Genomic DNA, 25,146 nt, shown 5'->3' on the forward strand with positions numbered 1-25,146 from the left:
GATAGAAAAATGGAAAAAGATAGATTGTTAGATGAGTTGCTTAAAGAGCATGCAAAGAATGGAAAGAGAGATGATGAGGCATTTCTCAGAGAGTTAGAGGAAAAAATAGCAGAGAAGGGGAAGGTGATTGAGATGCCCGCTAAAGGGCTGAGCGCTGGAACGCGTTGGGCGCTGGGAACCGGTGTGGCGGCGTGTCTAGCGTTAGGAATTGGCGCTAGCTATTTCTGGGGAACGGAAGAAAAGGATATCATTGCGCGGCATGACGTGGAGGTGACTTCTGATGCTGGAGCGGTAAGTGGACGAAAGAATGTCGTAGATGAGTTAGGTGAAGTGAGGGACAGGAAACCTTCAGCTCCTGCATTAAGCGAACCTAGTGTTGTGGCTGAGAGGGAGAGCGCGATGGTTTTGGAGGGGCGGGTGGATCGTCAGCTGGCGGTGGAGGATTTGAGCCTTTCAGCAGATGGGGATTTAGCAGATAGTTTTGGTAAAGATCATATGAAAGGGAAGTCAGATTATCCTTATGCTAAAAAAGTACCAGCATCACCTGGTTTTGTTGCTGCACAAGGAGTTCGACGCTCGATGGAGTCTAATTTGAGTGCTCCTCCCGCTGCTGAGATGCACTGTTTTCCTGTCCCTGGAAAACCCTATCAAGCTATGAGTGGTGAGCGCTATGGTGAACTTGCCGATAATCAATGGACAGCGCCAGTGGATGAGCGGTCATCGCTTTCTACTTTTGCGGTCGATGTGGATACGGCGAGTTACGCTAATGTGCGCCGGATGATAAATTATGGGCAACAGATTCCTGCGGATTCGGTGCGGATCGAAGAGATGATTAATTACTTTGATTATCAGTATTCACAGCCGACAGCGGAACATCCTTTTGCTGTACAGGTGGATTCTATGGCTGCACCTTGGGAGCGAAAACATCGACTTGTTAGAGTTGGGATTCAGGGGAAAGATATTGTTCGGACGGAGCGTCCAGCTGCGAATTTAGTGTTCTTGTTAGATGTGTCAGGTTCGATGAATAGTCAGGACAAGTTGCCACTTTTAAAAAAGAGTATGCAGTATTTGTTAGAAGAGCTGGATGAGAATGATACGGTGAGTATTGTAGTTTACGCTGGAGCTTCAGGCTTGGCCTTACCTGCGACGGCAGTGGATGACATTGGGCGTCAGACTATTTTACAGAAAATGGATAGCTTGAGTGCTGGCGGCTCAACTGCTGGTGGTGCTGGAATCCAGCTGGCTTATAAAGTGGCGAAGGAGCAGTTTAAGAAAGGTGGAGTGAATCGTATTCTTCTTGCGACAGATGGGGACTTCAACGTCGGAGTCTCTGACAACAAGTCGTTGACGAAAATGGTGAAAGAGAGGGCTAAGGAAGGAACTTACATTTCCGTGTTAGGTTTCGGTCAAGGTAACATCAATGATGCGATGCTCGAGTCGATCACAAACAATGGGAACGGTAACTATAATTACATCGATTCTATCAAAGAAGGTCGCAAGGTCTTGTTAGAGGATATGATGGGAACGATGGTGACTATTGCCAAAGATGTGAAGGTTCAAGTGCAGATGAATCCATCGAAGGTGAAAGCGTACCGTTTAATTGGCTATGCCAATCGCATGTTACCTGCTGAGGCATTTCTAGATAAGACAGTCGACGCGGGGGAGATCGGAGCAGGTCATACCGTGACGGCGCTTTACGAAATCATTCCTGCGGATGGAAAGCCTTTTGGTGATCAAGTCGATGGTTCGCGATACTTCGAGGGTGAAGAGAAAACTCCGATGCCTAAGATGAAAGAAAGTGATGAGCTTTGCTTTGTGAAGCTTGCTTACAAGCAGCCTGAGCAAAAGGTGGATGATGAGAGTTCGTACTTTTCAGTTCCTTTTGTAGATGGGAAGAATGAGGTGAGTGAAGATATGCAGTTTGCAGCATCGGTTGCTCTCTTTGGTATGCAACTTCGTCAGAGTGAATATAAAGGAGCTGGCGACTTAGACATGGTTTTAGACTTGGCAAAGAAGGGGAAAGGTGCGGATGGCAAAGGGCAGCGCGCTGAGTTCATTCAGCTCGTAGAGAAGTATCAGCAGCGCGAGTAGCTTTGTCGGCTATGAGAGAGTGTTTTCAAGGTCAGCTTCGAGAGGAGTTGGCCTTTTTTTGATGTTAAATTACTGGAGTCGTTTACGGAGTAGAATGGATAGAATTTAAGAGTTAAGAGTTCTCGGGATGAGAGTGGATTGAGTAATTGCGCTATGTGAAAAAAGTGGTGTGGGCTCTTTGTTGATAAATTTGCGTTTCTTTTCGCACATGATGCTCGCATAGCTTCTTCATCGAGCCTTTTTTTTTCTCAAAAAATTGCACCGTCATTTGTCTTTTTTGAATCGCGAAGTGAGATAAGTTAAGGATGTTCACTAATTTCGAGTAAACTGTTATGATAAAACCACCTAAATTCCTTTGTTTATACGCCAGCTTTTTCAGCCTTTTGATGCATCCATTCTCGATGGGAGAGCAGGATTATTTCGGTAGGGAAAAAGAACCTACGGGGTTGTCTGGCAATTTGTTTGATTTGAAAAACGATTTTAATCTGAAGCCAACGCCAGTTTCAAGCGGAGGGGGAGTGAAAATGGAAGAGTTTTACAAGGCGTTTGATGGACTTGTCGAACAAGGCTTTTCTGAAGAAGCTCTAGCAAAGTATAGTATAGGGGATGAGACCTGTAATTTTGAATACATGGCGCTGCGTACTGCACCAGCGGATAAGGTGCCAGCGGCGTTCGGTTCGCCCTATATTGATCCCAGAGGTGTGGTGATTCTTTATGAGGGTGAGATCGAGAAAGCGCCGACTAAGGAATTCCGTTTTGCTGGGGCGTTTGATGATGCGATGGCCGTGGTCGTGAATGGAAAGTGTGTCTTTTATAACTCCTTTCATGATGTGAGTAAGCTGAAATCAAAAGAGCTCTCGAAGCGCAAGAAGGAGACAAAGTCAAAGACCGCTGATGTCTATGGTGAGTTTATTACCTTGAAAAAAGGGGACAAGGTGAAGATTGCCTTTGCTGAGGTTCCTGGTGGTAATATTGGAGGTGCGCTTAAAGTAGAATTGAAGCGCTTTAACTACGACGAGGATGATTATGATGACCCTATCTTGCATCCTTTTGTCGCACGCAAGGTGAAGCGCGATTTAGAAGACGAGCTGGAGGCAACAGGTATCAAGCTGGAATTAAAGCGTATCCCTGAATTTATCTTCAAGCTCGCTGAGGAATAGCGGTTATAGATCTGCGTTTTCAGCCATTAAGCGAATCATTCTTACTGAGTGATTCGCTTGTTAGGAAGTCGGTAGTTTTTCTAAAACTGCGGCGTAGAAGCCATCGTAGCCAGTTGCGGCTGGTGAGACTGGGCATTCCTTGATGAGTTTGAATGGGGCATTGTTGAGGAAGTGGTCTACATTTTGTCTATTTTCTGAGGGAAGGATAGAGCAAGTGGCGTAGACGAGGCGTCCACCAGGCTTGAGCATGGTGGAGTAGTTCTGCAGGCATTCTTGTTGGATGCCGCGCATACGCTGGATAGTGGCAGGTTTGATGCGCCATTTGAGATCGGGCTGGCGCTTGAGGGTGCCGAGTCCAGAGCAGGGGGCATCGATGAGAACGCGGTCGGCGATTGATTCGTATGTGGCGATGGCCTCCGGATTGATGAGTTGGGTTTCGATGGTGCGGGTGGCGCGTGCGCGTTTGGCTCGGCGCTGGAGTTCCTGAAGCTTTTTCGGGACAATGTCCATGGCGACGATTTTGCCTTTTCCGCGCATCAAGGCGGCGAGATGGAGGGATTTTCCGCCAGCTCCTGCGCAGGTGTCGATGATGCATTCATTCGCTTGAGGCTCGAGTAGCGGGGCGATCATTTGTGATCCAGCGTCTTGGATTTCGACGCGGCCATCGAGGCGCAAGGATTTGGGCAATGTCTTACCTGGGTTGAGCACGAGGGTGTTGGGCAGTTCTGAAACTTCGTGTGCTGGGATGTGATAGCTGGCGAGCCAGTCGATGGCTTCAGCAGGGGAGGTTTTGAGAGTGTTGACGCGGAGGTAGACAGGAGCGCGCTGGTTGAGGGCTGCGAGTTCCGCGTCCCATGATTCGCCAAGTTCTTCAGAGCCGAGAGCGTCGAGCCAATCGGGAATCGATTCGCGGACAGCGCGTGGTTGTTCTGCGAGTTCCGCTTCTCGCGCTTTGATGGTTTCGGCATCTGAGCCGTCGTATTGCCACCATTCTGGGAGATCATATCCCATGCGTGTCCATTGTGCGGCACAGAGAGCAGGTGTGCTTTCGTCTTGAGCGAGGAAAGCTAAAGCTCTGCGCCAGCGGACGACTTCGAAGACCGTTTCGGCGACGAAGTTACGGTCGCGCTTGCCCCATTTTGGGTTGGCTTGAAATGCTTTGGCTAGGCTGTGGTCGAGGACCTTGCGCTGTTCAAAAACGGCATGGATGATATCAGCGGCGGATGTGGCCAAAAGGCGGTGCATTCTCATGATGAGTTGTTGCGAAAGTACGAGGTTAGTGGACGATGCGCGCTACTCGGCGATGACATTGTCGTATTTGCCGGAGAGATGAGCAGCGGCGATGTCTTCGAGTTCGGTGACGGAGACGACTTGGCAGAGTTTCTGGCGCAGGGCTTTGGCGCCGGAGAATCCTTTGCAGTAAGCCATGAGACGGGAGCGCATGGCCATAATTGTGTGTTTTTCTTCGCCGCCATAGCGATCGGAATGAGTTGCGAGTGTGCAGTGGCGAATGATGAGTTTCCAGCGTTCTTCGATGGTGATTGGCGGCAGGTGTTCGCCGGTTTCGAGGTAATGCTTGGCCTCGCGGAAAATCCATGGGTTCTGCATGGCGGCGCGGCCGATCATGAGACCAGAGACTGCGGTGTTGTTTTTACGTTTTTCTACGTCTTCACCACTGTTGATGTCACCGTTGCCAATGATTGGGACATCGACGGTTCGAGCACATTCATCAATAATGTTCCAGTTTGCTTCGCCTCTGTAGCCTTGGGAGCGGGTGCGTCCGTGAATGGCAATTTGCTGCATGCCGCAGTCGACGAGTGTCTGACAAACTTCAGGCGCGTTGATAGTTTTCTCATCCCAGCCAACGCGGATTTTTGCGGTGACAGGGACTTGGTCGCCTACCGCTTTAGCCACTCCGCTGGCAACGGATGCGAGGAGCGGGCAGTCTTTGAGTAACGACGATCCACCATTTTTGGAGACAACCTTACTGACTGGGCAGCCGAAGTTGATGTCGATGAAGTCGGGCTGCTTCCAGTCGATGATTTTTTTGGCAGCTTCCCCCATGCGTTCGCCGTCGGCTCCGAAGAGTTGGACTCCCACTGGGCGTTGGCCTTCGTGAAACTCGGTGTACTTGCGGGTGCGGTCGTCGCGGCGGACAATGCCTTCGGCCGAGACAAATTCTGTGACCATGACATCGGCTCCCAATTCTTTACAGATGGTTCGAAATGTCACATCGGTCACACCCGCCATAGGGGCGAGGAAGAGGGGGAACTTGTCGTTGTCGAACCAGGGAAGCACGGTGTCTAGAAATGAAGTTGTGAGTGATGAGTCTAGATGTAAAGGATGCGTCCGCAGTTTTCACATTGGGCTACAGATGCTTCGGCTTGCACGCTCACCACGGTAGAGGCGGTGACTTTCATGTGGCAGCCCCCACATTGTGAGCCTTTAAGTGGAGCGACTGGGTCGTTTCCTTTACTTTTGAGAAGTCGGTCGTAGAGGGCGATGAGGGAGTCGTCAACCTTTTGAACTAATTGCACGCGTTCGGCTAGGAGTTCATCAAGTCGTTGTTGGCTTTGAGTTGCTCGTTCATCGAGATCGGCGATGTCTTGGTCGACGATTTTCTGAGTTTCAGCGAGGGCAGAGACGGTTTTTGCGTGAGTGGCTTTGAGCGTATCTGCTTTTTCCATGAGTTCGAGTTCTTGGGTTTCGAGCTCGTCGATCATTTCGCCGTAGCGGATGACTTCTTGCCCGAGGGCAGTGTATTCGTCATTTTTCTTGGTTTCAAATTGTTGCACCTTGAGCTTGCCGATGGTGTCGCGGCGTGTGGCGATATCGAGTTCGAGGTTTTTGATGGCTACTTCATTTTCCTGAGCAGCCTTTTTGGCGTCAGCTACAGCTTGTTTATCCGAACTTAGTTTTTCTTCGGCGCGCGTTTTGTCGCGGGGGATTTTGGCTAGGTCTTGGCGGAGGGCTTGGATTTTTTGGTCGCGATCTTGGACAATGAGTAATGACTCTACTTCAGGTAGCATGGCTAAGAGTTAGCGTTGAAGGGGGAAGAGCGCAAGCGCATCTCGTGTCGGTAGAGGATATATTTTGCTACTGGTCATTCTAACATTCGTTGTATAGCGTAGCGCAGAGAACCCTGAAGATTTATTGAATGAGTGAAATCAAGATTGCGTGCCCAGAATGCAGACAAAGTTTTGTAGTTTCGGAAGAACTGCTAGGCGAGCCGGTGGAGTGCGGAAGTTGCCAGCACTATTTCAATATTTCTAGAGACAATCAGGTGAAGATGGGGCGTGATTACTTTCCGGGTGAGAAGGCGAAGAACTTGGAGGTGTTTCAGAGGAAAGCGCCAGAATCGCTCGAGTCAGCTCCGGTGAATTTTCAGGCAGCGGATTACGCGCAGTTTTCGGATCCGAACGCAGTGATGCCGATGAGCCCGATGCGCTTGCTTTGCATTTTTGGTGGGTTGATCGGCATGGGGTTGGTGATTTTCTTGTTTGTGGCTGGCAGTGGCGATGGTGGGATTCTTACTGATGTTCCCAATCAGAAACGTTGGTTTTTAGTTGGGTTTGCGGCGCTCATAGGGAGTTTATTAGTGCTGTATGGCTTTGTGAAGTATCGCATTTTAGGAGTGATTCTTACTTTGTGCTTTGTCGGTGGATTAGTGGCGATGCCTATTATTTACCCAGAACGTCTGACGCCGGTGGCATCTCAATATAATCCAGAGGAGGTTGATCTGGAAATGCATGTGGATCTTACGAGTGAAGATGAACTACGTTTCAAAAGTGAGATTGGATATGCGACGGTGGAGACGCAGATAGAAGAAGCGGAGCATCCTGAGAGGGTGATAGCCTTTGTGCTGAAGAGATCGAAGCCTGTGCACTTGGAAACGATTAAAAAGTATTTAGCGCAGTCTCTGATTACTGCAGAAATCCCCCGAGTCTACGAAGGTAGAAAGCTTCAAAACGAGCCAGCGACTTTGATTATTTACAATAATGCACGGATTTCTATCGATGACGCGGCTGACTTTGCCAAGAAGTTCTCTGAGGACATTCGAGTGCGTGAGGAGTTACAGTTGATAGAGATCGAGGTGAATGTGGATGCTTTGACGACGGCGGACGCTAGAGAAATTACCGATGAGAGCCATCCCGATTATCATTCGAAGAATTTAGAGGAGTTACGGAGCATTGATCCGACGCGCCAGTTAGCAGCAATTCAGCGTCTAGGAAATACGAAAGATATTAAGTTGCGCAGTGATATAGTGCGGCAATTGTTAGTGCTTTTGACGCATCAGAGTGGGGAGCATCGGGCTGAAATCGTGGATACTCTTCGAACTTGGGCAATCCCAGATGATGGGGCAGATGAAATCATTACAGAGCAGGCACGTGAGCGGATACAGGTGGGGTTGAAGGTGCCTGAGAGTTATTTGCATTATTTAGTAGAGCAGAACGTGGAAGGCATTGGGGATATTCTAGTTTATGCGTGGGCTGAGGATGTGATTGTTTACGAAGAATTGATGTTAGAGGCTGGGGAGCGAGCGGAGCAAGGTTTGCTCACGGTGTGGCCAGAGTTGGATAATTACCAATTAGAGTCAGCGGCAACGATTTTAGCTAAAGTGGGGACAGCAGCCTCTATTCCAGCGCTTTCAGCGGCTTATGAAAAGTCTGGGGGAGAATTGAAAAAAACTCTGAAAGCAACCATTGACGAGATTCAATCTCGTCGCTAGTCTCCGCCTCGCAGGTAGCAGATAGGCGCTTTTAAGCGCTTTGAAGCAAGGCCATCGTGGCGGAATTGGTAGACGCCGCAGACTTAAAATCTGCTGTCCTTCGGGGCGTACCGGTTCGAGTCCGGTCGATGGTACCACTGCAATATCAATGAATTACGCGACTTTTCGGAGTCGCGTTTTTTTGTTGAAGGACTGTGCCGCTACTTGGATACCGCCCTTTAATCGAGCGAGAGTATGGGTGTCGGTAAATTGTGCTGAGAGTTCAAGCTAAGGGGGAGCTTTTTTGGGGGGCTGGTTTTTGAGAAGTTTTGATGTCGGATAGATTAGGATAAATAAGAAATGGCGGATAAATTTGTGATTTATCCGCCATTAGGTGATCGTTGGTAGTAGCAGTAGTTGCCTAATACCATTTGAGTGGATAGATTGTCGGAATGGCGGTGTTAATTTGGCCTTCATCTCAAGGCATGACGAAGGATTGTAGCAGGCTACATGACTGAGGAAAAACGCAGAAATGAAGCCGAAGTAATGCCGCTCTTTATTGTAATCAGCTCCGCTGACTAGCGTTCATATCAAAATCATCCATTCCGGCAATATAGCCGGGAGAATGGTATAAGATTTTTTCAACACTTGGTGGTTTGCCAAGGTGGATAATGCTTAATCTAGGGATTTAATGTAGGATACTAGGTCGGCCATAGTTTGTGGGGAGAAGCTGCTAAAGCCTTTTGGCATGAATGATCGGCCATGGACGGCACCGTCTGAGAGGATGTTTTCACGTGCGATAAAGCTGCGTTGTCCTCCTGGAGCTGCGAGTGTGATGCCATTTCCGTCAGATTTGACCAAGAGGCCTTGTTTGACGGAACCGTCTATGCTGACGACTGAGTAGAGGCCGTAGGCTCCCTCGACGGCTTCATCTGGATTGACGATAGCGGTGATGAGGTGCTCGGTGTTGCGCTTGCTACCGCCATCGAGGGGGGGGGCGATCTCTTGCCCTTCGTTGCCTACTTTATGACAGACAAGGCAAGACTGAAAGAGAGCTTTGCCTGTGGTGGGGTTGCCTTCGAGGGATTTGATAGAAGTAGTAAAGCTTTTCACCTTCTCTTCTAGTTGTTGGGTGTCTGCTTCTGCTTGTTGCTTTAGATCAGCATAGATTTTGAGGGCTCTTTTATCTTTCTTTGCTTTTTCTAAGGCTTGTGCGCGTGGCGACTTGTTCCAGTGCTTTCCTGCTTTTACGCTCCAGTTGAGTGGGTAGTTGTGGAGTGTGAAATAGGCTGCATCGTAGTCCCAGGCGTTAGTGGTGAGGATTTTTGTTTGCCAAAGCTGTTTAATGATGTTGCTGCCCTGTAGTGTGTGGCTGAGGCGAGAGACGAGTTCTTGCTTCTCGGTGTCGCTCAAATTTGTTGCAAATTTCTGACTCGCTGCGAATGCTTGTTTTTCGTTTTTGAGAGCACAGGCGGCGAGAGCTGACAGTCTGTTAGTAAAGTCGATGTCAGGGTTTTTTAAGATCGAGTGATAGGTCGCAAAATCGACAGAATGATCATAGCCGAGAGCTGTGATGACTTTAGCGATTTCGCTATTTGCTAGATCGGTAGTAAGTAATTTTCTGAGGGTTTGTGTGTGGTGTGGTGAACGGAGAGCTACGATGAGATCAAGAGCTTTATTGCGCTGCGCTGGGTCATTGCTGTTGAGGTCGGTTTCGATTTTTTTGGAGAAAAAGAATGCTACTTTTGGTGCGTCGACTTGATCAAGGTTTTCGAGAGCGAGGTTTAGCATCTCATCTGGACGCTGTTTGAATGTTTCCGAGACTACGCTGTGAATCTCGGGATTTGCGAGCATGTTTGAAGCGGAGATGAATGTGTTTTTATCGATTTTTCCATGGGTGGCTGTTTTCCAGTTATTGACAAAAATAGTGACTCTTTCCTTTGCTGGAAGAGCCTGCGATGCCCAGATGAGGTTGCTAGCTGGCATAGTGTCCGCTCGCTCAGAGAGAAGGAATTTTTTTACCTCTTCTGGGTATTGTTCCATGGCTTTACGTGCGAGAAAGCGCTCGAAGTTCCTTTCGTAGTTGCCGCCGAGGTTGTCGTTGGGTGCTGCTGGTTTCGAGGCTATTACCAGAAGAGCGATGGAGTCTTGGTTGGCATCTTTGATTTCAGCGAGTGTGCGTAGGGCCTGTGAGCGTACCATGCAGTTCGAATCTTCTATGTATGGCGCGAGGAGCGGGGCGACCTCGGATGCTTTGAGTTGATAGCTGGCGAGTGAGCGAATGGCTTCACGGCGGATATCGCTGTCATTGTCTGCGATGGCTGCTGTGATAATTTTAGAGTCATAGATTTTGAGTCCTTCAAGTGACCAAAGGGCGAGGATACGGACTTCTTTAGGTGTGGTTGTATCTGTGGCTAATTCTTTGAGCTGTGGAGTAAGTTCTGCGGCATTGCGGTCGACGATCTGGTGCCAAGCTGCGCGTTTTTCCCAGAGTGTTTTGCCATAAATTAAGTGGTCTAACAGTTTGTCGTTAGCGGCGGCTGCAACGTCGGGAATTTCGAATGATTTTTGTGATTTATGGCGTACTCTCCAGATTCTTCCGTGTTTGCGGTCGCGGTCTGGGTGGTCGGTGTTGACTTCATTGTGAGAAACGATCTTGTTGTACCAATCGGCGATGTAGAGGCAGCCATCTGGCCCGAACTCGATATTGACTGGGCGGAACCATTCGTCTTTCGACTGAAGGAGATTAGGTAGGAGTTCTGAAGTGACAGAGCCGTCTGGGTTTCTGACAATACGTACGCAGTTGAGTGATTGGGTGATTGGGTTAGCGAGGATGGCGACGTTTTTCCATTCAGCGGGGAAGCCATTTTTACCATCTTCTGAAAAGGCGAGGCCTGAAATACCGGTGCCGCCGACACGAAAGTCATTGGCAGGCGGAAAAAATGGAGCGTAAGGACGAATGTTGTCATTGCCATTTCCTGCGATACTGCTCTGCGATTCACTTGGCAGAACTGAGTAACCGCCATCGTTTGCTGAAGTGGCGTACCACTGGCCGTTAGAGAGCACTTGGTAGCCCCAGTTATTGTCGCGGTGGCAATTGAGGATTTCCATGGTACTGCCATCTAGGGAAAAGCGCAGGTTTTTACTGTAGGTGACGTCGAGTTTATCTCCAGAGATTAGGGAGGTGACAGTACCTGAGTTTACTGCGCCATGGGAGAAATTCATCCAGCCGCCGGGAGCTCTGACGATGGAGTGAGCCATGGTGTGGGTGTCAAGGAAGCCAAAGCCCGTGAAAAGAGGCTTTACGCTATCTTGTTTATTGTCTTTATCTGAATCTTGAAGGTAAAATATTTCGGAGCCGTGAGCCACATAGCAACCGTCTTTATAGGGCATGATGCTTTGTGGAATGGTGAGGCCGTCTGCCCAGACGTGGAGTGGGCCTTTTGCGGTTTTGGTCGGGTCGTCGATAACGAGAATCTGGTCAGTACCTGGGTCTTCTAGTTGGTACTTGCGGAGAATTTTTTGGAAGCGCTTATCGGTTTGTGCGAGTTTGTGATCCTTCATGAGGCGCATCGCTTCTCCGAATCTAATCCCCGGGATGGGATCGAGCGGGTACATGCGTGCTGTTTGGGTCCAAAGTCTACCTGAATCGTCGAAGGTGAGGTCGATGGGGTTAATGAGGCCATTTTCTTCCGATGCTACGAGTTCGATGACGAAACCGTCGGCTAATTCAAATTGAGAGATTTGTTTTTCTGGGCTCCAAGGTTCTTTACGGTCAGATTGTGTTTTCTTGGCATACGTGGGTGCTTGCACAAGGCTGAGAGCCGCCAGTGAGATACTGATCGGACGGATAAAGAATTTGGTCATGATTCGCATAAGTACGATGTTTGGGAAGATATTTATCGAGTGAGGGGCTGAAACATAGCAGATTAGAGCATTTTGTGGATATTTTCATAGTTTAGGTGGATATTTTACATTTTATGTGAGGTGTAATGTATCTTATGAGGGCTCTATCATGTTGTTACGACCTTTAGAGATGGCACAGGAAATGGTGAGAGGAGCTGTGTTGGCTGGGGAGACTGTAGTGGACGCGACTTTGGGTAACGGGCATGATGCTTTGTTTTTGGCTGGGCTGGTGGGAGCTGGTGGGCGCGTGATTGGTTTTGATGTTCAAACGGAGGCGATTGAGTCTTCTCAGCGAAAGGTTGAGGCAGCTGGGGTTGCTGCAGATGTTTTTAGTTTTTACTGTGTCGGGCATGAATACTTGAGCGATTATGTGGAGGGGCCTGTGGCAGCAGTAATGTTTAATTTGGGGTATTTACCAAGAGCTGATAAGGCGGTGATTACGACTGTAGAGACGACTCTTCCGGCTTTGGAGCAGGCACTGAGTTTACTGCGAGTAAAGGGGGTGCTGAGCATCATGTGTTATCCTGGTCATGAGGGCGGCGAGGCCGAGGCCGAGGCGGTAGTCCAGTGGGCGAGTGAATTAACGCGAGAGCAGGCGAGGGTGATGCGCTATGGGATGGTGAATGCTCCGAATAGTCCGGCATTTCTCATTGCTATAGAGAAGGTAAGATGAAGAAGGGTTGTCACAAAATGATGAAGAAAAGGGCGTGACAATTGAAAGTTGAATCACTAAGAGCGCAGCTCAATTTGTGATTCATTTATGAAAAAATTTCTCCAAATCACCGCAACTAGCGGCATTATGATGGCTGCGTCGGCAATGGCGCAGGAAGAGGTAGAGGTCGAAGAAGTTATCGATACAAGCTGGGAGAGCAGTGTCGATTTTGGTTTGAACCTTTCTAAGGGTAATACCGATAGTCTTCTCGTTCGCGGTGGAATCCAAACTGAGAAGAAGGAAGACAAGGATGCGTATTTCGCGAGCCTTGGCTATAGTTATGGCGAGGAAGATAGTGCAACGAACCAGGATGAGATCGTGGGTAAGGCTAGCTGGAGAAGAACGCTTACTGGCAAAAATTTCTTTGGGGTACTTCTCGATGGCCGCAGTGACCAATTTGCTGATCTAGATTACCGTTTTTCACTCAACTTCACCTATGGTTACTACTGGATTGATACTGAGGAAACTTTCTTTTCTACAGAAGTAGGTCTCGGTGTGACTACGGAGGACAAGGGTCGTGGTAACGATACTTATATGAATGGTCTTTTCGTGCAGAGATTCGAGCATAAATTTAACGAGAGCGCTAAGCTGTTTGAGAGTTTCTCAATTTCTCCAAGACTCGATGATTTTAGTGATTACCATCTAGAATTTCAGGCGGGGCTCGAAACTAAGATCACAGAGACGATGGCATTTAAGGTGTCGCTTGAAAATCGCTATGAGAGCAAGCCTGCTGATGATAAAGAGAAGAACGATTTGAAATTGGTAGCTGGCGTTTCCTACAAATTCTAAAATCTTGGAAATCGATATTTTTAAAATGCCGCATCGTGAATGGTGCGGCATTTTTTTTGAGGACTAATTATACCAGATCGCACTCCGAAAGAGACATATAATTTTTTTGGTGGCTTGAAGAATTGCGCTACTCGAAAGAAAGTGGTGTCGGGCTCTTTGTTGATAAATCTGCATTTCTCTTCAGGCACGATGCTCGCATAGCTTCTTCAGCGGTCCTTGATTTCTTAACAAATTACACCGTCATTTGTTTCTTTAAAATCGCGAAGTGGTATAAGGGCTTTATCAGCTGACCTTTCTGTTCCAGCGGGTGACCACTAGAGTGGCGAGAATGAGACAGGTGATGGTGACGGTGAAGAGTACGGCTTTACACCAGAAAGAGGAACTGCGCTTTTCTCCTAACCAGAATTTCCATTCAGCTAGGAAGATTGAGCGGTCTTTATTAGAGTGCATGTCGACACGATTCATTTCAGCACGTCTGACGAGAAGTTCGGTGCGGGTGTTTTGGAAGAAGGATTGCACGGGTTCTGACTCGTCGGGTTCACCTAGGTAGATATTGAGGGACTCGAGGTCTTCGAAGCTTCCGTTCAGAGAAACATCGGCGATTTTATGTGAGAGTTCTGCAGCGCCTTCTTGGTCGAGAGCTTCTGCAGCGTAGAGGCGAGTGAGCCCTGAAGTGAGGATGCTTATGCGTTCGGCTTCTTCGTCTGTTAGGTAAACAGTGTCTTCGCCCTTATCTTCTGGAATTACTTTTTCTTTGAGCTGATCAATGCGCTGCTGAATACGTCTTCGTTCTTTTTCGAATGGGTTCTCGGTAGCTTGGGCGAGGACGATACCTTCGAAGGAATAGCGCAGCGGCATGAACATGGCGGGGACAGGTTCAGCGCCGTCATCTCTGGCTCTATCACCGCCAACAAAGAGGCCTCGGTTCATTTCGCCGAAGGGGACGAGAGCTCCAGCGAGAAGGAGCTGGGGCACTAATAAAAGAGGGATCGAGGACAGGGCTGCGCGTTCACTTTTTACAATGGCCGAAATAAACATGGCGATGGCGGTACCGCAGATGGCAGTGGTGGACATCCAAAGCCAATGAGAAAACCACATTTCTTTAATTTCTAGAAAATGGTGACCAATGGAAACGTAAATCGCGCATTGTAAGGCAGCAAGGAGGCTGAGGGTGGTGCATTTGGCGGTGATGTAGAGGCCTGTTCCGTAACGGGTATTGCGTTCACGTCTGAGAATAGGAAGGTCTCTGAGTATTTCGGTGGCACTATTGGTGAGGCCTAGAAACATGGCGACGGTGACAGAAAGGAAGAGGTAGGTGACGATGTGGAGACCAGAGGAAAAGGCGTAGGAACCATCTGCGGATGCGCGAAGGGTGATGGCGATGAGTGCTGCCAGTAGCGGAGCCTCTAAAATGGTGCAGTAGAAGGTTCCGCGGTTTCGGAATTTCGTCAAAAATGAGCGTGAGAGGTGGGCGCGGAACAAGCGGAAGTGGTCGACATGCCGACGTGGGCGCGGGACAGGGACTGGCATGTTGTCATCAGCGCGAGGCATGTCTCCGAGTTGTGTCTGCACTTGAGATTGTGATTCAGAGACTTTTTGGATCAGCCGTTGGCTTTCGAGTCTTTCCTGCCAGAAGGTGGGGGGAAAGCGTCGAGCGAAGGATGAAGATTCGTTTGCACCAATGGTGCCATGAAGAGGTGTTTCTAAGACGTCGAAGACGAAGTCGGCGCCGTTGATGGTGTTTGCGCCAAACTCAGCTCGGTTGAGGGTGGGGATGTGGAGCTCTTTCGCCGCGGACTCGAAGTAGCGCGACATGTCATCGGGCGTGCCGAAGAAGGCGACTTTACCTTCTTTATCGAGCAAGAGGACTTTATCGAAGAGAGCGAGGACGGTGGAGCCTGGGCGGTGGAGAGAGGCGATGACAATTTTATCTCGCGCGAGGGCGCGGAGGGATTCGGCGACGTGCTCAGAATCTTTAGATGAGAGTCCTGAGATGGGTTCATCAAAGAGGAATATTTCGGCAGCCGAGCCGAGGTCGAGTCCTAGGTTGAGCCTGCCGCGTTCGCCTCCGGAAATAGTTTTATCTCCCGGGGAACCTACTTTTCTGTCGGCGAGTGGTTCGAGTGCGAGTTCGGCTAGAATGCTATCGACGCGGCGAGAATGTTCGGGGCTGGCGAGGTGAGGTCTGCGGATGGTGCAGGCGTGGGTGAGGTGCTCACGGACTGTGAGGTGGGGGTTGAGCGCTTCCTCCTGGGGCATGAAGGCTATGAAGGGAGCGAGCCGTGCTCGGTGTTCGTAGAGTGAAATGCTGTTAAAGCGGACGTGTCCTCTGTTGGGCTTGAGTTGGCCAGCGATGACGGAGAGCAAAGTGGATTTACCACAGCCTGATGGCCCCATGATGCAGAGCATTTCGCCCCGTTGGATTTTAAAGTCGATACTATCGAGAGCTGTAGTATTGCGAGTGAATCTGTGGGTTATGCCGTCTAGGTGGAGTTCTTTAATGACGGTTCGCTCTTCATCGATGAGGCCGTCTGAAAAGCGGCAGCGGACGGCTTGGCTGGCGCTGAGCCGGATGATGGCTCCGTCCATGAGGTAGGCGCCGGATCGTACTGGTTGGCCGTTCATTAGGAGCGTTCGTTCAGACTCGAGAATTTCTAATTCACCGACTGAGCTCGCAGGGTCGTAGGTGATCTTGAGTGTGATTTTTCCAGCGAGTCCGGGAGAGATGAGGAGGTCGCCTTTACCGATTGCCGATGGGTCATTTGAGACGAGGCAGGTTTGCTTTTCACGACTTAGGCGGAATCGTCCACCCGCTTCTAGTGCTTGATTTCGGATGCTTTCGAGCTGGACTTCGGCGCCAGTTTTTAGGGTGAGAAAGTCGTGGAAGGTCAGCTCGTGCATTTGGTTCACTTCGAGAGGGAGACCGCTGAGAGTGATGTTGGTGGGACGAATGGCGGTGAGTTCTGCACTGATACCGAAGTCGATGCGGATATTGGAGAGACGTGTGCGGCTGCGTTCGGAGACGATCCCTCCCTCAGATTCGTGAAGATAGAGGGTACGCGGTTGGCCAGTTCGCTTGTAGTTAAGGAAAAAGTTGAGGTCGTTATAGGAGAGTGTCCAGTTGGGGAGCATGATGCGCTGGTGGGAGCGCAGGCGGATGATGCCGCCGGGGATCAGCGAAGACCCACTGAGGGAGATAGCTTGGTCTCCAGTGTTACGGATGATGATGACCTGACCGGCTTGATAAATACGGAAAGCGTAGTTTTCAGGGGAGAAGGGGAGATTTAGGTCTGCGGATTCTTCAGTCGAGCAGATGAGACGGGTGAATGGGAGTTTCTTGCTGCCTGAGTAGCCTTCTTCTATTTCTTGAAGAATAATTTTCCCTAGTCCATTGCCGTCAAGCTGATGGAAAAGGTCGAGGAAAGCTCTGCGACCGCGGTTGCGGCGGGAGGATGCATCAATGAGTAGATAGAGCTGGAGACCGAGTGAAACCAGTCCTTCGTGGTTGAGTTGGACCCCAAGTTTTGAGGCGAGAGCGGCTGTACTGGTGGGAGAGCGTAGGGCTTTTTGGAGCCTACGGGCGAGCCAGTGGTGGTCGGCTTCAGGGAAGGCGTGGCGCAATAAATCGAGCGCGACCTCGGCTTCAGCGGCATCGACTTGTTCGTCGAGTGAGACGAATGCCGCAAAAACTTCGACAAGAGAGGCTACCATGTGAGCTCCTTGTGGAGCCTTTCTTGTCCATCCTTTCAGCATGGAACTTGACTTGAAAATAGGAGCGTTTCCTTTATGATCTCTTGGTTGCGAGGGCGATTTCACTGAATAGTATGTTGCACTTGTGGGACACATCTGGCAAGCCGACAGAAAAAAGGATTTATTTTTCCTAAACCCGTACTAACGTCTCGCGAAGCGAGTTTGCCAAAGACCGCGTGCTATCAGCTTTTTACAGAAAAGATTTTCCCATTACACCTATGTCAGATCAACAACCACCGAAACCACCACTAGAGAAGAAGCCTGCAAAAGGTGGCCAATCTCCACAGCAGAAAGGGCCTAACTGGAGAGTGATGATCTTGTTCACTTTAGCTATCGGGGTGCTGGTAGCAGCATACATGAGTACAGCTCAGAAAAGTGGAAAAGAGATTGATTTCGCAGCTTTCCGTAAGAGTTACGAGAAAGGACAGGTGGTTAATCCTGCAGAGATTCCTGCGGTTAAGAAAGTGCGCGAAGAGCTCGCTGGAAAGCCTCAGCCTGAGATTCAGAAAGCAGAAGCTGAGGTGATGAAGGAACTTCAGGTGATGCCTACTGATCAACTTCAGTTTGTAACGAAGGACACGAATACTTCAGGTCAATTGAAGGGCGTGCGCGATGTTACTGAATATCGTGATTTAAAGGCAGAACCCGAACTTCAGAGTTTTCGCGTGGTGCTCAATACGAATTTACAGCAAGCAGAATACGACCGTCTGCTGAGTGATAAAAGCGTACCTTTGCAGATCGTTTCAGAAATTTCCCAAGGTGGTGACTCTGTTTCTGGCTCGCTACAGGATTTACGCAAGTGGATGGCCTTTGATGAGGTTATTTTTGGAGGAGATAAGGGCTTAAAGTTGTACAAGACCTCGAGCAGTAACGATGCTGTTCTCGAAGGAACGCGCAAGGTGTATCCATTGTTAGCGGATGCGAAGCCTCAATATGAGCGCTTCAAGGTCGATATTAACCTCTTCAAGCTGCCCGATGAAGACGTAGCGCTGGTGAACAACATTGCTCGCAACAAGCAAGAGAGTAATACGATGGGGTTCATCTTAATGCAGATTTTCCCAATTCTGTTGATCGTTGCTGTGTTGTTTTTCTTATTCCGCTTTCAAATGAAGAATGCGGGTAAGGGGGCGATGAACTTTGGTAAGAGTAAGGCTAAGCTTCTCGCTCAGGATAAAGGACGCGTGACATTTAAGGACGTAGCTGGGATTTCTGAAGCGAAGGAAGAGCTCTATGAGATCGTTGATTTCCTCAAGGCTCCTAAAAAGTTTGAAAAGCTTGGTGCAAACATTCCAAAAGGTGTGTTGATGGTAGGCCCTCCGGGTACTGGTAAGACACTTCTTGCGCGTGCGATTGCAGGTGAGGCTGAAGTTCCGTTTTTCTCGATTTCAGGTTCTGACTTTGTCGAAATGTTTGTAGGTGTCGGTGCGAGTCGCGTGCGCGACATGTTCGAGCAAGGGAAGAAGAGTGCACCTTGTATTATTTTCGTGGATGAGATCGATGCCGTAGGTCGTCATCGTGGTCACGGCATGGGTGGTGGTCACGACGAGCGTGAGCAAACGCTCAACGCCTTGTTGGTAGAGATGGATGGTTTTGATGCGCGTTCAGGCGTGATCATTATTGCCGCTACTAACCGTCCAGACGTGCTCGATCCTGCGCTACTTCGTCCTGGTCGCTTTGACCGACAGGTACGCGTGTCTCTTCCGGATGTGAAGGGTCGCGAGCAGATTCTCGGTGTGCATGCTAAGAAGGTTAAGATTTCTAGTGAAGTTGATCTTGGAGTGATCGCAAGGGGAACTCCTGGTTTCTCTGGTGCTGAATTAGCCAACCTGCTGAATGAAGCTGCGCTTCTTGCGGCTCGTACTGGTAAGAAAGAAATTAGTAACGCTGAGCTTGAAGAAGCGCGTGATAAAGTACGCTGGGGACGCGAGCGTCGTTCCTTGGCTCTCTCTGATAAGGAAAAAGAGAATACTGCCTATCATGAAGCTGGTCATGCGATTCTCAATATTTTGTTAGAGCATACTGATCCACTGCACAAAGTGACGATCATTCCGCGTGGACCGTCGCTCGGTATGGCGATGTTCTTGCCGACTGAAGATAAGTTTAGCTATCGCCGTCTTGAAATGATTGATCAGCTTTGTGTCGCTATGGGCGGCCGTGTGGCTGAAGAAATCATGTTTGGTAACCCGACTAACGGAGCAATGGGCGATATTCGCCAAGCGACAAGTATGGCGCGCAGCATGGTTTGTGAGTGGGGGATGAGCGATGAACTCGGTATGATTGAATACAAATCAAGCGATGCTGGTGAATTCTATGGTGGTGGTAGTAAGGACTACTCCGAAGAGACCGCGCGTAAGATCGATTTTGAGATTAAGAGCTTTATCGATGGAGCGTATCAGCGTGCGATGGATTTACTCACTGAGAACCGTGAGGCGCTCGATCGCATCGCTAAGGCTTTGCTCGAGTATGAAACTCTAAATGGCAAGCAGATCACTGACCTTCTTTATAAAGGTGAAATGAGCAATCCGCCTAGTTCTCCAACTCCACCAGAGCCACCAGTGGCTCCTGAGAGTGCAGAAGCAACGCCGAAGAAGCCGACTGACGATAAGGAAGATGACGATCCGCTCGCGGGTGAAGTCGTCGGAGCTCCGGCTTAAGAACATATTTTCATTTTCAAACGGCCAGCCTCACACGCTGGCCGTTTTTTTGTGGGAGAAAACTAAGAGAGCTGAATCTAGTGATTCAGCTCTCTTACAATGCGCGTGGCGCTTGAGTTGGAAAATTATTGTGCCTTATGGAATAGGAAGGATTTCTACTTCGTAGCCATCAGGGTCGGTGACGAATGCCATTTGGCGGTTTGCTGGGTCAGCGAATTTTTCGCGCCAATTGCCAGGCCAGATTTCGATGCCGTCGTTTTCGAGTTTGTCGCAGTAGGCGATGACGTCTTCGACGCCGACGCAGGTGTGCATGAGGTCTTCTGGGAATTCGACTTTAAATTCTGGTGAGTAGCAGAGCTCGAGGAAGTGTTCAGCGCCGGGGATTTCAAGGAATGCGAGTTTGTTGCCCTGTGGCGAGTCCTTGCGGTCGCGCAGCTCGAAGCCGAGTTTTTGGTAGAAGTCGATGGTGTTGTCGAGGTCGCTGACGCGGATGCGTGTGTGAAGGAATTTCATTTTTCTAGAATTGGGTAGTTAGAAGTTAGGTTGGGTAATGTTGTTCTTATTCGATCTCGTGTTCTTCGAGAAGTCTGAAGGTTTCACGGTTTTTTCGGATGTAAAGTGGATCTCCGTATTCGTCTGGCTCCCAGCCATTTTCGAGACCGAAGTCGATGATTGGTTCGACCCATTTGAGATTAAAAAGTTTTGGGACTTGGGCGACGAGGATTTGTCCTCCTTCGATTTCGTTAAAGGCGATACGGACTTCCGTTCCTTTAGCGGTTGAGTAGGCGCGCCAGCGGTACTGGACGTCGTCGAGGGTGATGATTTTGCTGCCTTTTCTTGGTAGATTCATAGATGGTCACGGCTGTGCCGTTTAGTGTTAAGTGTTACGATATTGCGTTTGGCTTCTTTTACACCAGTTTGAAAGCCCCACATGATGAAAGGTATGATCACCAAAAGAGCAAGAGCAATCATTGCTAGTCCTATACCGCTTACGCCCATCGAGATCGTAGCTAATCTTGTGAGATTATAGCTTAGAGCGAGTGTGCAAGCGATGAGTCCAACGATGATGAGACTTATGGCGCTGGAGATGGAGAGCTTTAGGTATCTATATGTGGAGGCAAACTTACCTTCGTCGCTAACTTGAGGCGTGCTTTGGGGAGTTTGGTGGGGATTCTCCATGGCATTAGACGGAGACTGCTGCTTTGATGTGTGGGTCTGCTTCGTAGTTTTCGAGACGGAAGTCGTCGTAGGTGAAATCGTCTATGTTTTTGATCTCTGGGTTGATCCACATGGTAGGGAGTTCGTGGGGGGTACGAGTGAGCTGGAGTTTTGCTTGTTCGATGTGGTTCTTATAGAGGTGGAGGTCGCCGAAGCTGTGGACGAAGTCACGAGCTTCGTAGCCGAGGACTTGAGCAATCATCATAGTGAAGAGTGCGTAGGAGGCGATGTTGAATGGGACACCGAGGAAGAGGTCGGCGCTGCGCTGGTAGAGTTGGCAAGAAAGGCCAGGTTTGCCTCCTTGGGTGCTTGGTTCGTGGACGTAGAACTGGAAAAGGAGGTGGCAGGGTGGGAGTGCCATTTCTTCTACTTTACCGACGTTCCAGGCGGAGACGAGGTGGCGGCGTGAGTGTGGGTTGTGCTCGAGGTCGTGAATGAGTTTAGCGACTTGGTCGATAGTGGAGCCATCTTCTTTCGCCCATGCTCGCCATTGTTGGCCGTAGACTGGACCAAGGTCGCCATTTTCATCTGCCCATTCGTCCCAGATGCGGACGCCATTTTCTTTGAGGTATTGGATATTGGTATCGCCTTTCAGAAACCAGAGGAGCTCGTGGATGATGGAGCGGAGGTGCAACTTTTTAGTGGTGAGGCAGGGGAATCCATGGCGGAGGTCGTAGCGGGACTGGCGACCAAAGACGGAAATGGTGCCTGTGCCGGTGCGGTCGTGGCGCTCTTCACCATTGTCGAGGACATCTTGTAAGAGGTCGAGGTACTGTTGCATGGACTGGAGTTTGAAGTTGTATGCGCCAACTTGAAAGTGTGAAGTGTGAAGTTTTTTCGAATTGGAATATCTAATCGTTGAAACTTATAGTGATGGCTAGGACGTAAAAAAGCCACTCCGCGATGTGCTGGAGTGGCTTTGATAAATGTGTTAGTTCGCTTTTCGCTTACTTGTGTGGGTGCTGTTTGAGGAGCTCGGCTGCGTCGAAGAGTCCTACCTGGTCTTTGATTTCAGCGCGTACCTTCTTCACCTGGCTGGTAGTGATTGGCTTGGCGTCGTTGCCGAAGCTGCTACGTACGTAGGTGAGTACTGCAGCGAGTTCGTCGTCTTTAAGAAGTCCTTCGAATGGAGTCATAGAGCCATTGTACTTCTTACCTTTGACTTCGATCTCACCCATGAGGCCTTTAAGCGTGAGCTTGATGAGGCGATCAGGATCTTCGTTGACCCACTTGGTGCCGGAGATTGGTGGGAAGTTCGCTGCTGGAAGACCATTTCCGTCAGCCTGGTGACAAGTTTCACAGTGAGCTTCGCGGTGGTAGACCTCACGGCCTTTCTTGAGCCAAGCGATTTGCTTTTTGTTCATTCCTTGTTTTTTCCATGCGACTTCTTCTTGATCGACTTCTTTTTTGACTACAGAGCCAGTGAGGTCAGATTTGGCGTAGCTGTATGCTTGCTTGATCCATGAATCGATAGGTTTTTTACCCGCGATTTCGAGAATAGCAACGCCGTCTTCTTTATCTAACCAGCTTGCTGTGTTGATGGCTTCTAGACGTACACGGCCATGATCATCAGCAGCGGCGAGTTCTAGGAGCTCTTGGCCATTGCTAAGTTTATCAAGGTTGTAGCGAACGGCACGTGCAGCAGCTGCGCGTACTTTGTAGTCTTTTGCTTTGAGCAAGTTAGTCACGAATTGTTCGTCGATTTCATTGACGCCCCAGAGAACCCAGAGAGCTTCAAGAAGAAGGCGCTCGTATTCAGGGTCTTTGCTATCAAGGCTTTTCGCCCAAGTTTTAGTTGCAGCAACGACTTCGTCAGCATTGCGGCCACGGAGCTCACGGCGAGTGCGGTAGCGTGTACGGTACTCAGGGAGTTTGAGGTTTTCGAGGAGTTCAGGGATAGGCGCACCTGCGACTTTTGCCGGCTTAACGAGTGGACGCGATGGATAAGTGATACGGTAGATGCGGCCATGGCTGTGATCGCGGTGTGGATCACGTGCACTGTGCTGCATGTGGCCGATCAAGATGTTTGACCAATCGATGAGGTAGAGTGAGCCGTCTGGAGCGAACTCAAGGTCGACTGGACGGAAGTTTTTGTCATCAGAAACAAGAAGGTCTTGGCGGTGTTCCGCTTTATAGCCTGTACCATCTTCAAGGAGCTTGTGCTGCTTGATGCCGAGGTATCCGATATTGTTGTTAATGAGGATGTCACCTTGAACTTCATCTGGGAAGTGGCGGCTGGAGACAATCTCAAGTCCTGATGTCGGGCGAACCTTATCAGACGTGAGGATGTCAGACTGCTTCATGCTTCTGCCGTATTTGGGCTTGATAGAAGTGTAGTTCATCCAACCCACAGCTGGGCTAGAGGAATAGAGGTGGAAGTTCTGCCCGTAGTCATCGAATGCAATACCCCATGGATTCGGGATGTTGTACTGAGCTGCGCGCTCGAGGTGTTTTTTATTCGGGTTATAGCGCCAGAATCCACCATTTGTACCACGCTTAGTGCCATGTGCTGTTTCGACATTGGAGTGGAGGAAGATACCTTCACCCATGTAGATAGCGCCAGATGGATCGGTGCAGAATGCAGAGATCGCGTGGTGGGTATCGTGGTCGTCGAAACCAGAAAGGATATATTCCTTGCTGTCGCACTTGTCGTCGCCGTTTTCGTCTTTAAGGAGTACAAGTGAGTCAGCTTGGGAAACGTAGATGCCTTCTGGAGCGAATTCGAAGCCCATCGGGACGTGGAGCTCGTCAGTGAAGATTGTTTCTTTGTCCGCTTTGCCGTCGCCATCTGTGTCTTCGTAGATCGCGAGTGTGTCTTTAGGTTTTGGATCGCCAACACGCCAGTGTGGGTAGGATTGCATACAAGCAACCCAGAGGCGGCCCTTGTTATCGAAGGAAATCTGTACAGGGTTAGCGAGATTTGGGAATTCTTGTTCAGAGGCGAACATCTCAATCTTGTAACCTTCAGCCACGTTGAGCGCGTCTACTGCAGCTTGTCCTTTGTTATAATCAAGGGAACCATTTTTCTTACTTGGCGTATAGTTGGTTTCAACTTCAGGGAGCTTGTGCGTTTTTTCGTCAGCAGCTGCGACGTCAAAAGTTTTGCCATTGTTAGCAGCCCAGATTGCTTGGTCGCGGACTGCTGTCATTTCAGCGGCCTTTTTGAGCTCGTCTGGGTAGTTACCTGGGCCGTATGGCTTGAAGCGACGACCGTAGACGTGGACGCCATTTGGAATCTTGAAGTAGTTGTGCCAGACCCAGTTCTTCTCTTCAACAGCTGCGAGGATAGCTTCGCGGTTGGATTCAGCTTTTTCTTCAGCTTTGCCGAAAACGCTATCGGCGAGGAATGATGCAAGAGCTTTGTAACCTTGGCGATTAAGTTGGAAGCCGTCTTGAGTGAGGTATTCTTCTTCGTTTTTGTACCAGTCGGATGATGCGCTAAAAGCATCGACAAAGAGGACGCCATTGGCTGCGGCGACTTCTTTCATTGCCGTAGTGTAGAGAGCGAGGTTCTTGTTCTCTGTTTCACCGTTAGGAACGTCAAAATCGGCAGATTGGTCTTCGAATGCGATAGGAGAAACTAACGCGATCTGAGGAGCAGACTTGCCATTGTACTTTTGGGCTTTGGTGTGCTTGAGGAAGGCATCGAGTTCTTTTTTGTATCGATCGAGTTCTTCCGGACCGTCAAATGCGGAAGCGTAACCGAAGCAGGCGATGACAACGTCAGTGTTGAGTTTGGTGAGCCATTGGTCAGGAGTCTCGAAGTGGCCGCCTGGTTTGCTGTTGGCTTGGAGGTCCTTGCGGACGAGTTCTTTAGCGCCAGGGAAAGCAAATTGTTTATCGGCATCACGTCCAGGATGTGGACGGAAACCAGGAGTGTTACCCTCATCACCCATGTTGCGGATGGTGAGTTTGAGGTCTGGGTAGCGTACTTGGAGCTCTGTTTCGAACTCGCTGAACTTTACCATGCGAGAAGCGAGACCTCCACCGATGACGGTGATGTGGCTATTAGGTGCGATTTTAAGTGTGTCGCCAGAAGTCTGTGACACAGCTACCTGGCTCTTATCGGCGGTGGTGTCCGCGTAAAGAGTGGCAATTGAGCTAACTGCAATCGCAGAGCTCAATGCAAGATAGGATAAGTGTTTCATAATAATTGAA

Annotated in this window: 16 protein-coding genes and 1 tRNA gene; 7 read left to right on the forward strand and 10 right to left on the reverse strand. The window is 49.5% G+C overall.

The genetic code is table 11. The features are described from left to right. Positions 1 to 9: 9 nt before the first annotated feature. Together ACFPK9_RS11270 and ACFPK9_RS11275 are read left to right on the forward strand one after the other, a co-directional pair. The gene (locus ACFPK9_RS11270; protein WP_377094989.1) at positions 10 to 2,091 is read left to right on the forward strand and encodes a vWA domain-containing protein; all 2,082 of its coding nucleotides are present in this window, start codon (positions 10 to 12) and stop codon (positions 2,089 to 2,091) included. A 332-nt stretch (positions 2,092 to 2,423) separates the two neighbouring features. Beyond that, positions 2,424 to 3,251, forward strand: coding sequence for a hypothetical protein (locus ACFPK9_RS11275; RefSeq protein WP_377094990.1), 828 nt, complete (start codon positions 2,424 to 2,426; stop codon positions 3,249 to 3,251). A 60-nt stretch (positions 3,252 to 3,311) separates the two neighbouring features. Here the strand turns inward: ACFPK9_RS11275 and ACFPK9_RS11280 are convergent, their stop codons facing one another. The 3 genes from ACFPK9_RS11280 to ACFPK9_RS11290 are packed head-to-tail and all read right to left on the reverse strand — an operon-like array spanning position 3,312 to position 6,280. Beyond that, a complete protein-coding gene (locus ACFPK9_RS11280; protein ID WP_377094992.1) occupies positions 3,312 to 4,496 on the reverse strand; it encodes an RsmB/NOP family class I SAM-dependent RNA methyltransferase in 1,185 nt (394 codons plus the stop codon). A 48-nt stretch (positions 4,497 to 4,544) separates the two neighbouring features. After that, on the reverse strand, positions 4,545 to 5,549 hold the full coding sequence (gene dusB, locus ACFPK9_RS11285) for a tRNA dihydrouridine synthase DusB (protein WP_377094993.1): 1,005 nt from the start codon (positions 5,547 to 5,549) through the stop codon (positions 4,545 to 4,547). A 32-nt stretch (positions 5,550 to 5,581) separates the two neighbouring features. Further along, positions 5,582 to 6,280: a zinc ribbon domain-containing protein gene (locus ACFPK9_RS11290; protein WP_377094994.1), complete on the reverse strand. Its 699-nt coding sequence runs from the start codon at positions 6,278 to 6,280 to the stop codon at positions 5,582 to 5,584. 128 nt (positions 6,281 to 6,408) lie between these two features. Between ACFPK9_RS11290 and ACFPK9_RS11295 the strand changes: the two genes are divergently transcribed. Continuing rightward, the gene (locus ACFPK9_RS11295; RefSeq protein WP_377094995.1) at positions 6,409 to 7,980 is read left to right on the forward strand and encodes a zinc ribbon domain-containing protein; all 1,572 of its coding nucleotides are present in this window, start codon (positions 6,409 to 6,411) and stop codon (positions 7,978 to 7,980) included. 50 nt (positions 7,981 to 8,030) lie between these two features. Continuing rightward, positions 8,031 to 8,117 (forward strand) — tRNA-Leu (locus tag ACFPK9_RS11300). Positions 8,118 to 8,634: 517 nt separating this feature from the next. On the opposite strand, the gene ACFPK9_RS11305 is transcribed toward ACFPK9_RS11300, so the two are convergent. Beyond that, positions 8,635 to 11,826 carry a PVC-type heme-binding CxxCH protein gene (locus tag ACFPK9_RS11305; RefSeq protein ID WP_377094996.1) on the reverse strand — a complete coding sequence of 1,064 codons (3,192 nt, stop codon included), beginning with the start codon at positions 11,824 to 11,826 and terminating at the stop codon, positions 8,635 to 8,637. 148 nt (positions 11,827 to 11,974) lie between these two features. Here ACFPK9_RS11305 and mnmM point away from each other — a divergent pair, with 148 nt between their 5' ends. Beyond that, positions 11,975 to 12,538 carry a tRNA 5-(aminomethyl)-2-thiouridylate-methyltransferase MnmM gene (mnmM, locus tag ACFPK9_RS11310; RefSeq protein WP_377094998.1) on the forward strand — a complete coding sequence of 188 codons (564 nt, stop codon included), beginning with the start codon at positions 11,975 to 11,977 and terminating at the stop codon, positions 12,536 to 12,538. Positions 12,539 to 12,625: 87 nt separating this feature from the next. Continuing rightward, positions 12,626 to 13,366: a DUF481 domain-containing protein gene (locus ACFPK9_RS11315; protein ID WP_377094999.1), complete on the forward strand. Its 741-nt coding sequence runs from the start codon at positions 12,626 to 12,628 to the stop codon at positions 13,364 to 13,366. 282 nt (positions 13,367 to 13,648) lie between these two features. Here ACFPK9_RS11315 and ACFPK9_RS11320 read toward each other — a convergent pair whose 3' ends face one another. After that, positions 13,649 to 17,077 carry an ATP-binding cassette domain-containing protein gene (locus ACFPK9_RS11320; protein WP_377095000.1) on the reverse strand — a complete coding sequence of 1,143 codons (3,429 nt, stop codon included), beginning with the start codon at positions 17,075 to 17,077 and terminating at the stop codon, positions 13,649 to 13,651. Positions 17,078 to 17,334: 257 nt separating this feature from the next. Here ACFPK9_RS11320 and ftsH point away from each other — a divergent pair, with 257 nt between their 5' ends. Continuing rightward, complete coding sequence (ftsH, locus tag ACFPK9_RS11325) at positions 17,335 to 19,770, forward strand: ATP-dependent zinc metalloprotease FtsH (protein ID WP_377095001.1); 2,436 nt, start codon at positions 17,335 to 17,337, stop codon at positions 19,768 to 19,770. 135 nt (positions 19,771 to 19,905) lie between these two features. Here the strand turns inward: ftsH and ACFPK9_RS11330 are convergent, their stop codons facing one another. The 5 genes from ACFPK9_RS11330 to ACFPK9_RS11350 form a co-directional block, all read right to left on the reverse strand. Beyond that, positions 19,906 to 20,283, reverse strand: a complete 378-nt coding sequence (locus ACFPK9_RS11330) for a VOC family protein (protein ID WP_377095002.1) — start codon at positions 20,281 to 20,283, stop codon at positions 19,906 to 19,908. Between the two features lie 46 nt (positions 20,284 to 20,329). Continuing rightward, positions 20,330 to 20,620, reverse strand: a complete 291-nt coding sequence (locus ACFPK9_RS11335; RefSeq protein ID WP_377095003.1) for a hypothetical protein — start codon at positions 20,618 to 20,620, stop codon at positions 20,330 to 20,332. Next, positions 20,617 to 20,949 carry a hypothetical protein gene (locus ACFPK9_RS11340; protein WP_377095004.1) on the reverse strand — a complete coding sequence of 111 codons (333 nt, stop codon included), beginning with the start codon at positions 20,947 to 20,949 and terminating at the stop codon, positions 20,617 to 20,619. The genes ACFPK9_RS11335 and ACFPK9_RS11340 overlap by 4 nt, the downstream gene beginning before the upstream one ends. A gap of 4 nt (positions 20,950 to 20,953) precedes the next feature. Further along, entirely contained in the window at positions 20,954 to 21,769 is an 816-nt protein-coding gene (locus ACFPK9_RS11345) for a thymidylate synthase (RefSeq protein WP_377095005.1), read from the reverse strand. A 166-nt stretch (positions 21,770 to 21,935) separates the two neighbouring features. Next, positions 21,936 to 25,136, reverse strand: a complete 3,201-nt coding sequence (locus ACFPK9_RS11350; protein ID WP_377095006.1) for a PVC-type heme-binding CxxCH protein — start codon at positions 25,134 to 25,136, stop codon at positions 21,936 to 21,938. Positions 25,137 to 25,146: the final 10 nt, after the last annotated feature.

This window comes from Rubritalea spongiae (genome assembly GCF_042652385.1).
Classification (GTDB): domain Bacteria; phylum Verrucomicrobiota; class Verrucomicrobiia; order Verrucomicrobiales; family Akkermansiaceae; genus Rubritalea; species Rubritalea spongiae.

What these genes read in the sequence shown, in the direction of transcription:
- ACFPK9_RS11290 (WP_377094994.1), bottom strand. Translation starts at nt 6,280, where the DNA reads ATGCTACCTGAAGTAGAGTCATTACTCATTGTCCAAGATCGCGACCAA.
- ACFPK9_RS11335 (WP_377095003.1), bottom strand. Translation starts at nt 20,620, where the DNA reads ATGAATCTACCAAGAAAAGGCAGCAAAATCATCACCCTCGACGACGTC.
- ACFPK9_RS11340 (WP_377095004.1), bottom strand. Translation starts at nt 20,949, where the DNA reads ATGGAGAATCCCCACCAAACTCCCCAAAGCACGCCTCAAGTTAGCGAC.
- ACFPK9_RS11350 (WP_377095006.1), bottom strand. Translation starts at nt 25,136, where the DNA reads ATGAAACACTTATCCTATCTTGCATTGAGCTCTGCGATTGCAGTTAGC.
- ACFPK9_RS11330 (WP_377095002.1), bottom strand. Translation starts at nt 20,283, where the DNA reads ATGAAATTCCTTCACACACGCATCCGCGTCAGCGACCTCGACAACACC.
- ACFPK9_RS11275 (WP_377094990.1), top strand. Translation starts at nt 2,424, where the DNA reads ATGATAAAACCACCTAAATTCCTTTGTTTATACGCCAGCTTTTTCAGC.
- ACFPK9_RS11345 (WP_377095005.1), bottom strand. Translation starts at nt 21,769, where the DNA reads ATGCAACAGTACCTCGACCTCTTACAAGATGTCCTCGACAATGGTGAA.
- mnmM (WP_377094998.1), top strand. Translation starts at nt 11,975, where the DNA reads ATGTTGTTACGACCTTTAGAGATGGCACAGGAAATGGTGAGAGGAGCT.
- ACFPK9_RS11320 (WP_377095000.1), bottom strand. Translation starts at nt 17,077, where the DNA reads ATGGTAGCCTCTCTTGTCGAAGTTTTTGCGGCATTCGTCTCACTCGAC.
- ftsH (WP_377095001.1), top strand. Translation starts at nt 17,335, where the DNA reads ATGTCAGATCAACAACCACCGAAACCACCACTAGAGAAGAAGCCTGCA.
- ACFPK9_RS11270 (WP_377094989.1), top strand. Translation starts at nt 10, where the DNA reads ATGGAAAAAGATAGATTGTTAGATGAGTTGCTTAAAGAGCATGCAAAG.
- ACFPK9_RS11305 (WP_377094996.1), bottom strand. Translation starts at nt 11,826, where the DNA reads ATGACCAAATTCTTTATCCGTCCGATCAGTATCTCACTGGCGGCTCTC.
- ACFPK9_RS11315 (WP_377094999.1), top strand. Translation starts at nt 12,626, where the DNA reads ATGAAAAAATTTCTCCAAATCACCGCAACTAGCGGCATTATGATGGCT.
- ACFPK9_RS11280 (WP_377094992.1), bottom strand. Translation starts at nt 4,496, where the DNA reads ATGCACCGCCTTTTGGCCACATCCGCCGCTGATATCATCCATGCCGTT.
- ACFPK9_RS11295 (WP_377094995.1), top strand. Translation starts at nt 6,409, where the DNA reads ATGAGTGAAATCAAGATTGCGTGCCCAGAATGCAGACAAAGTTTTGTA.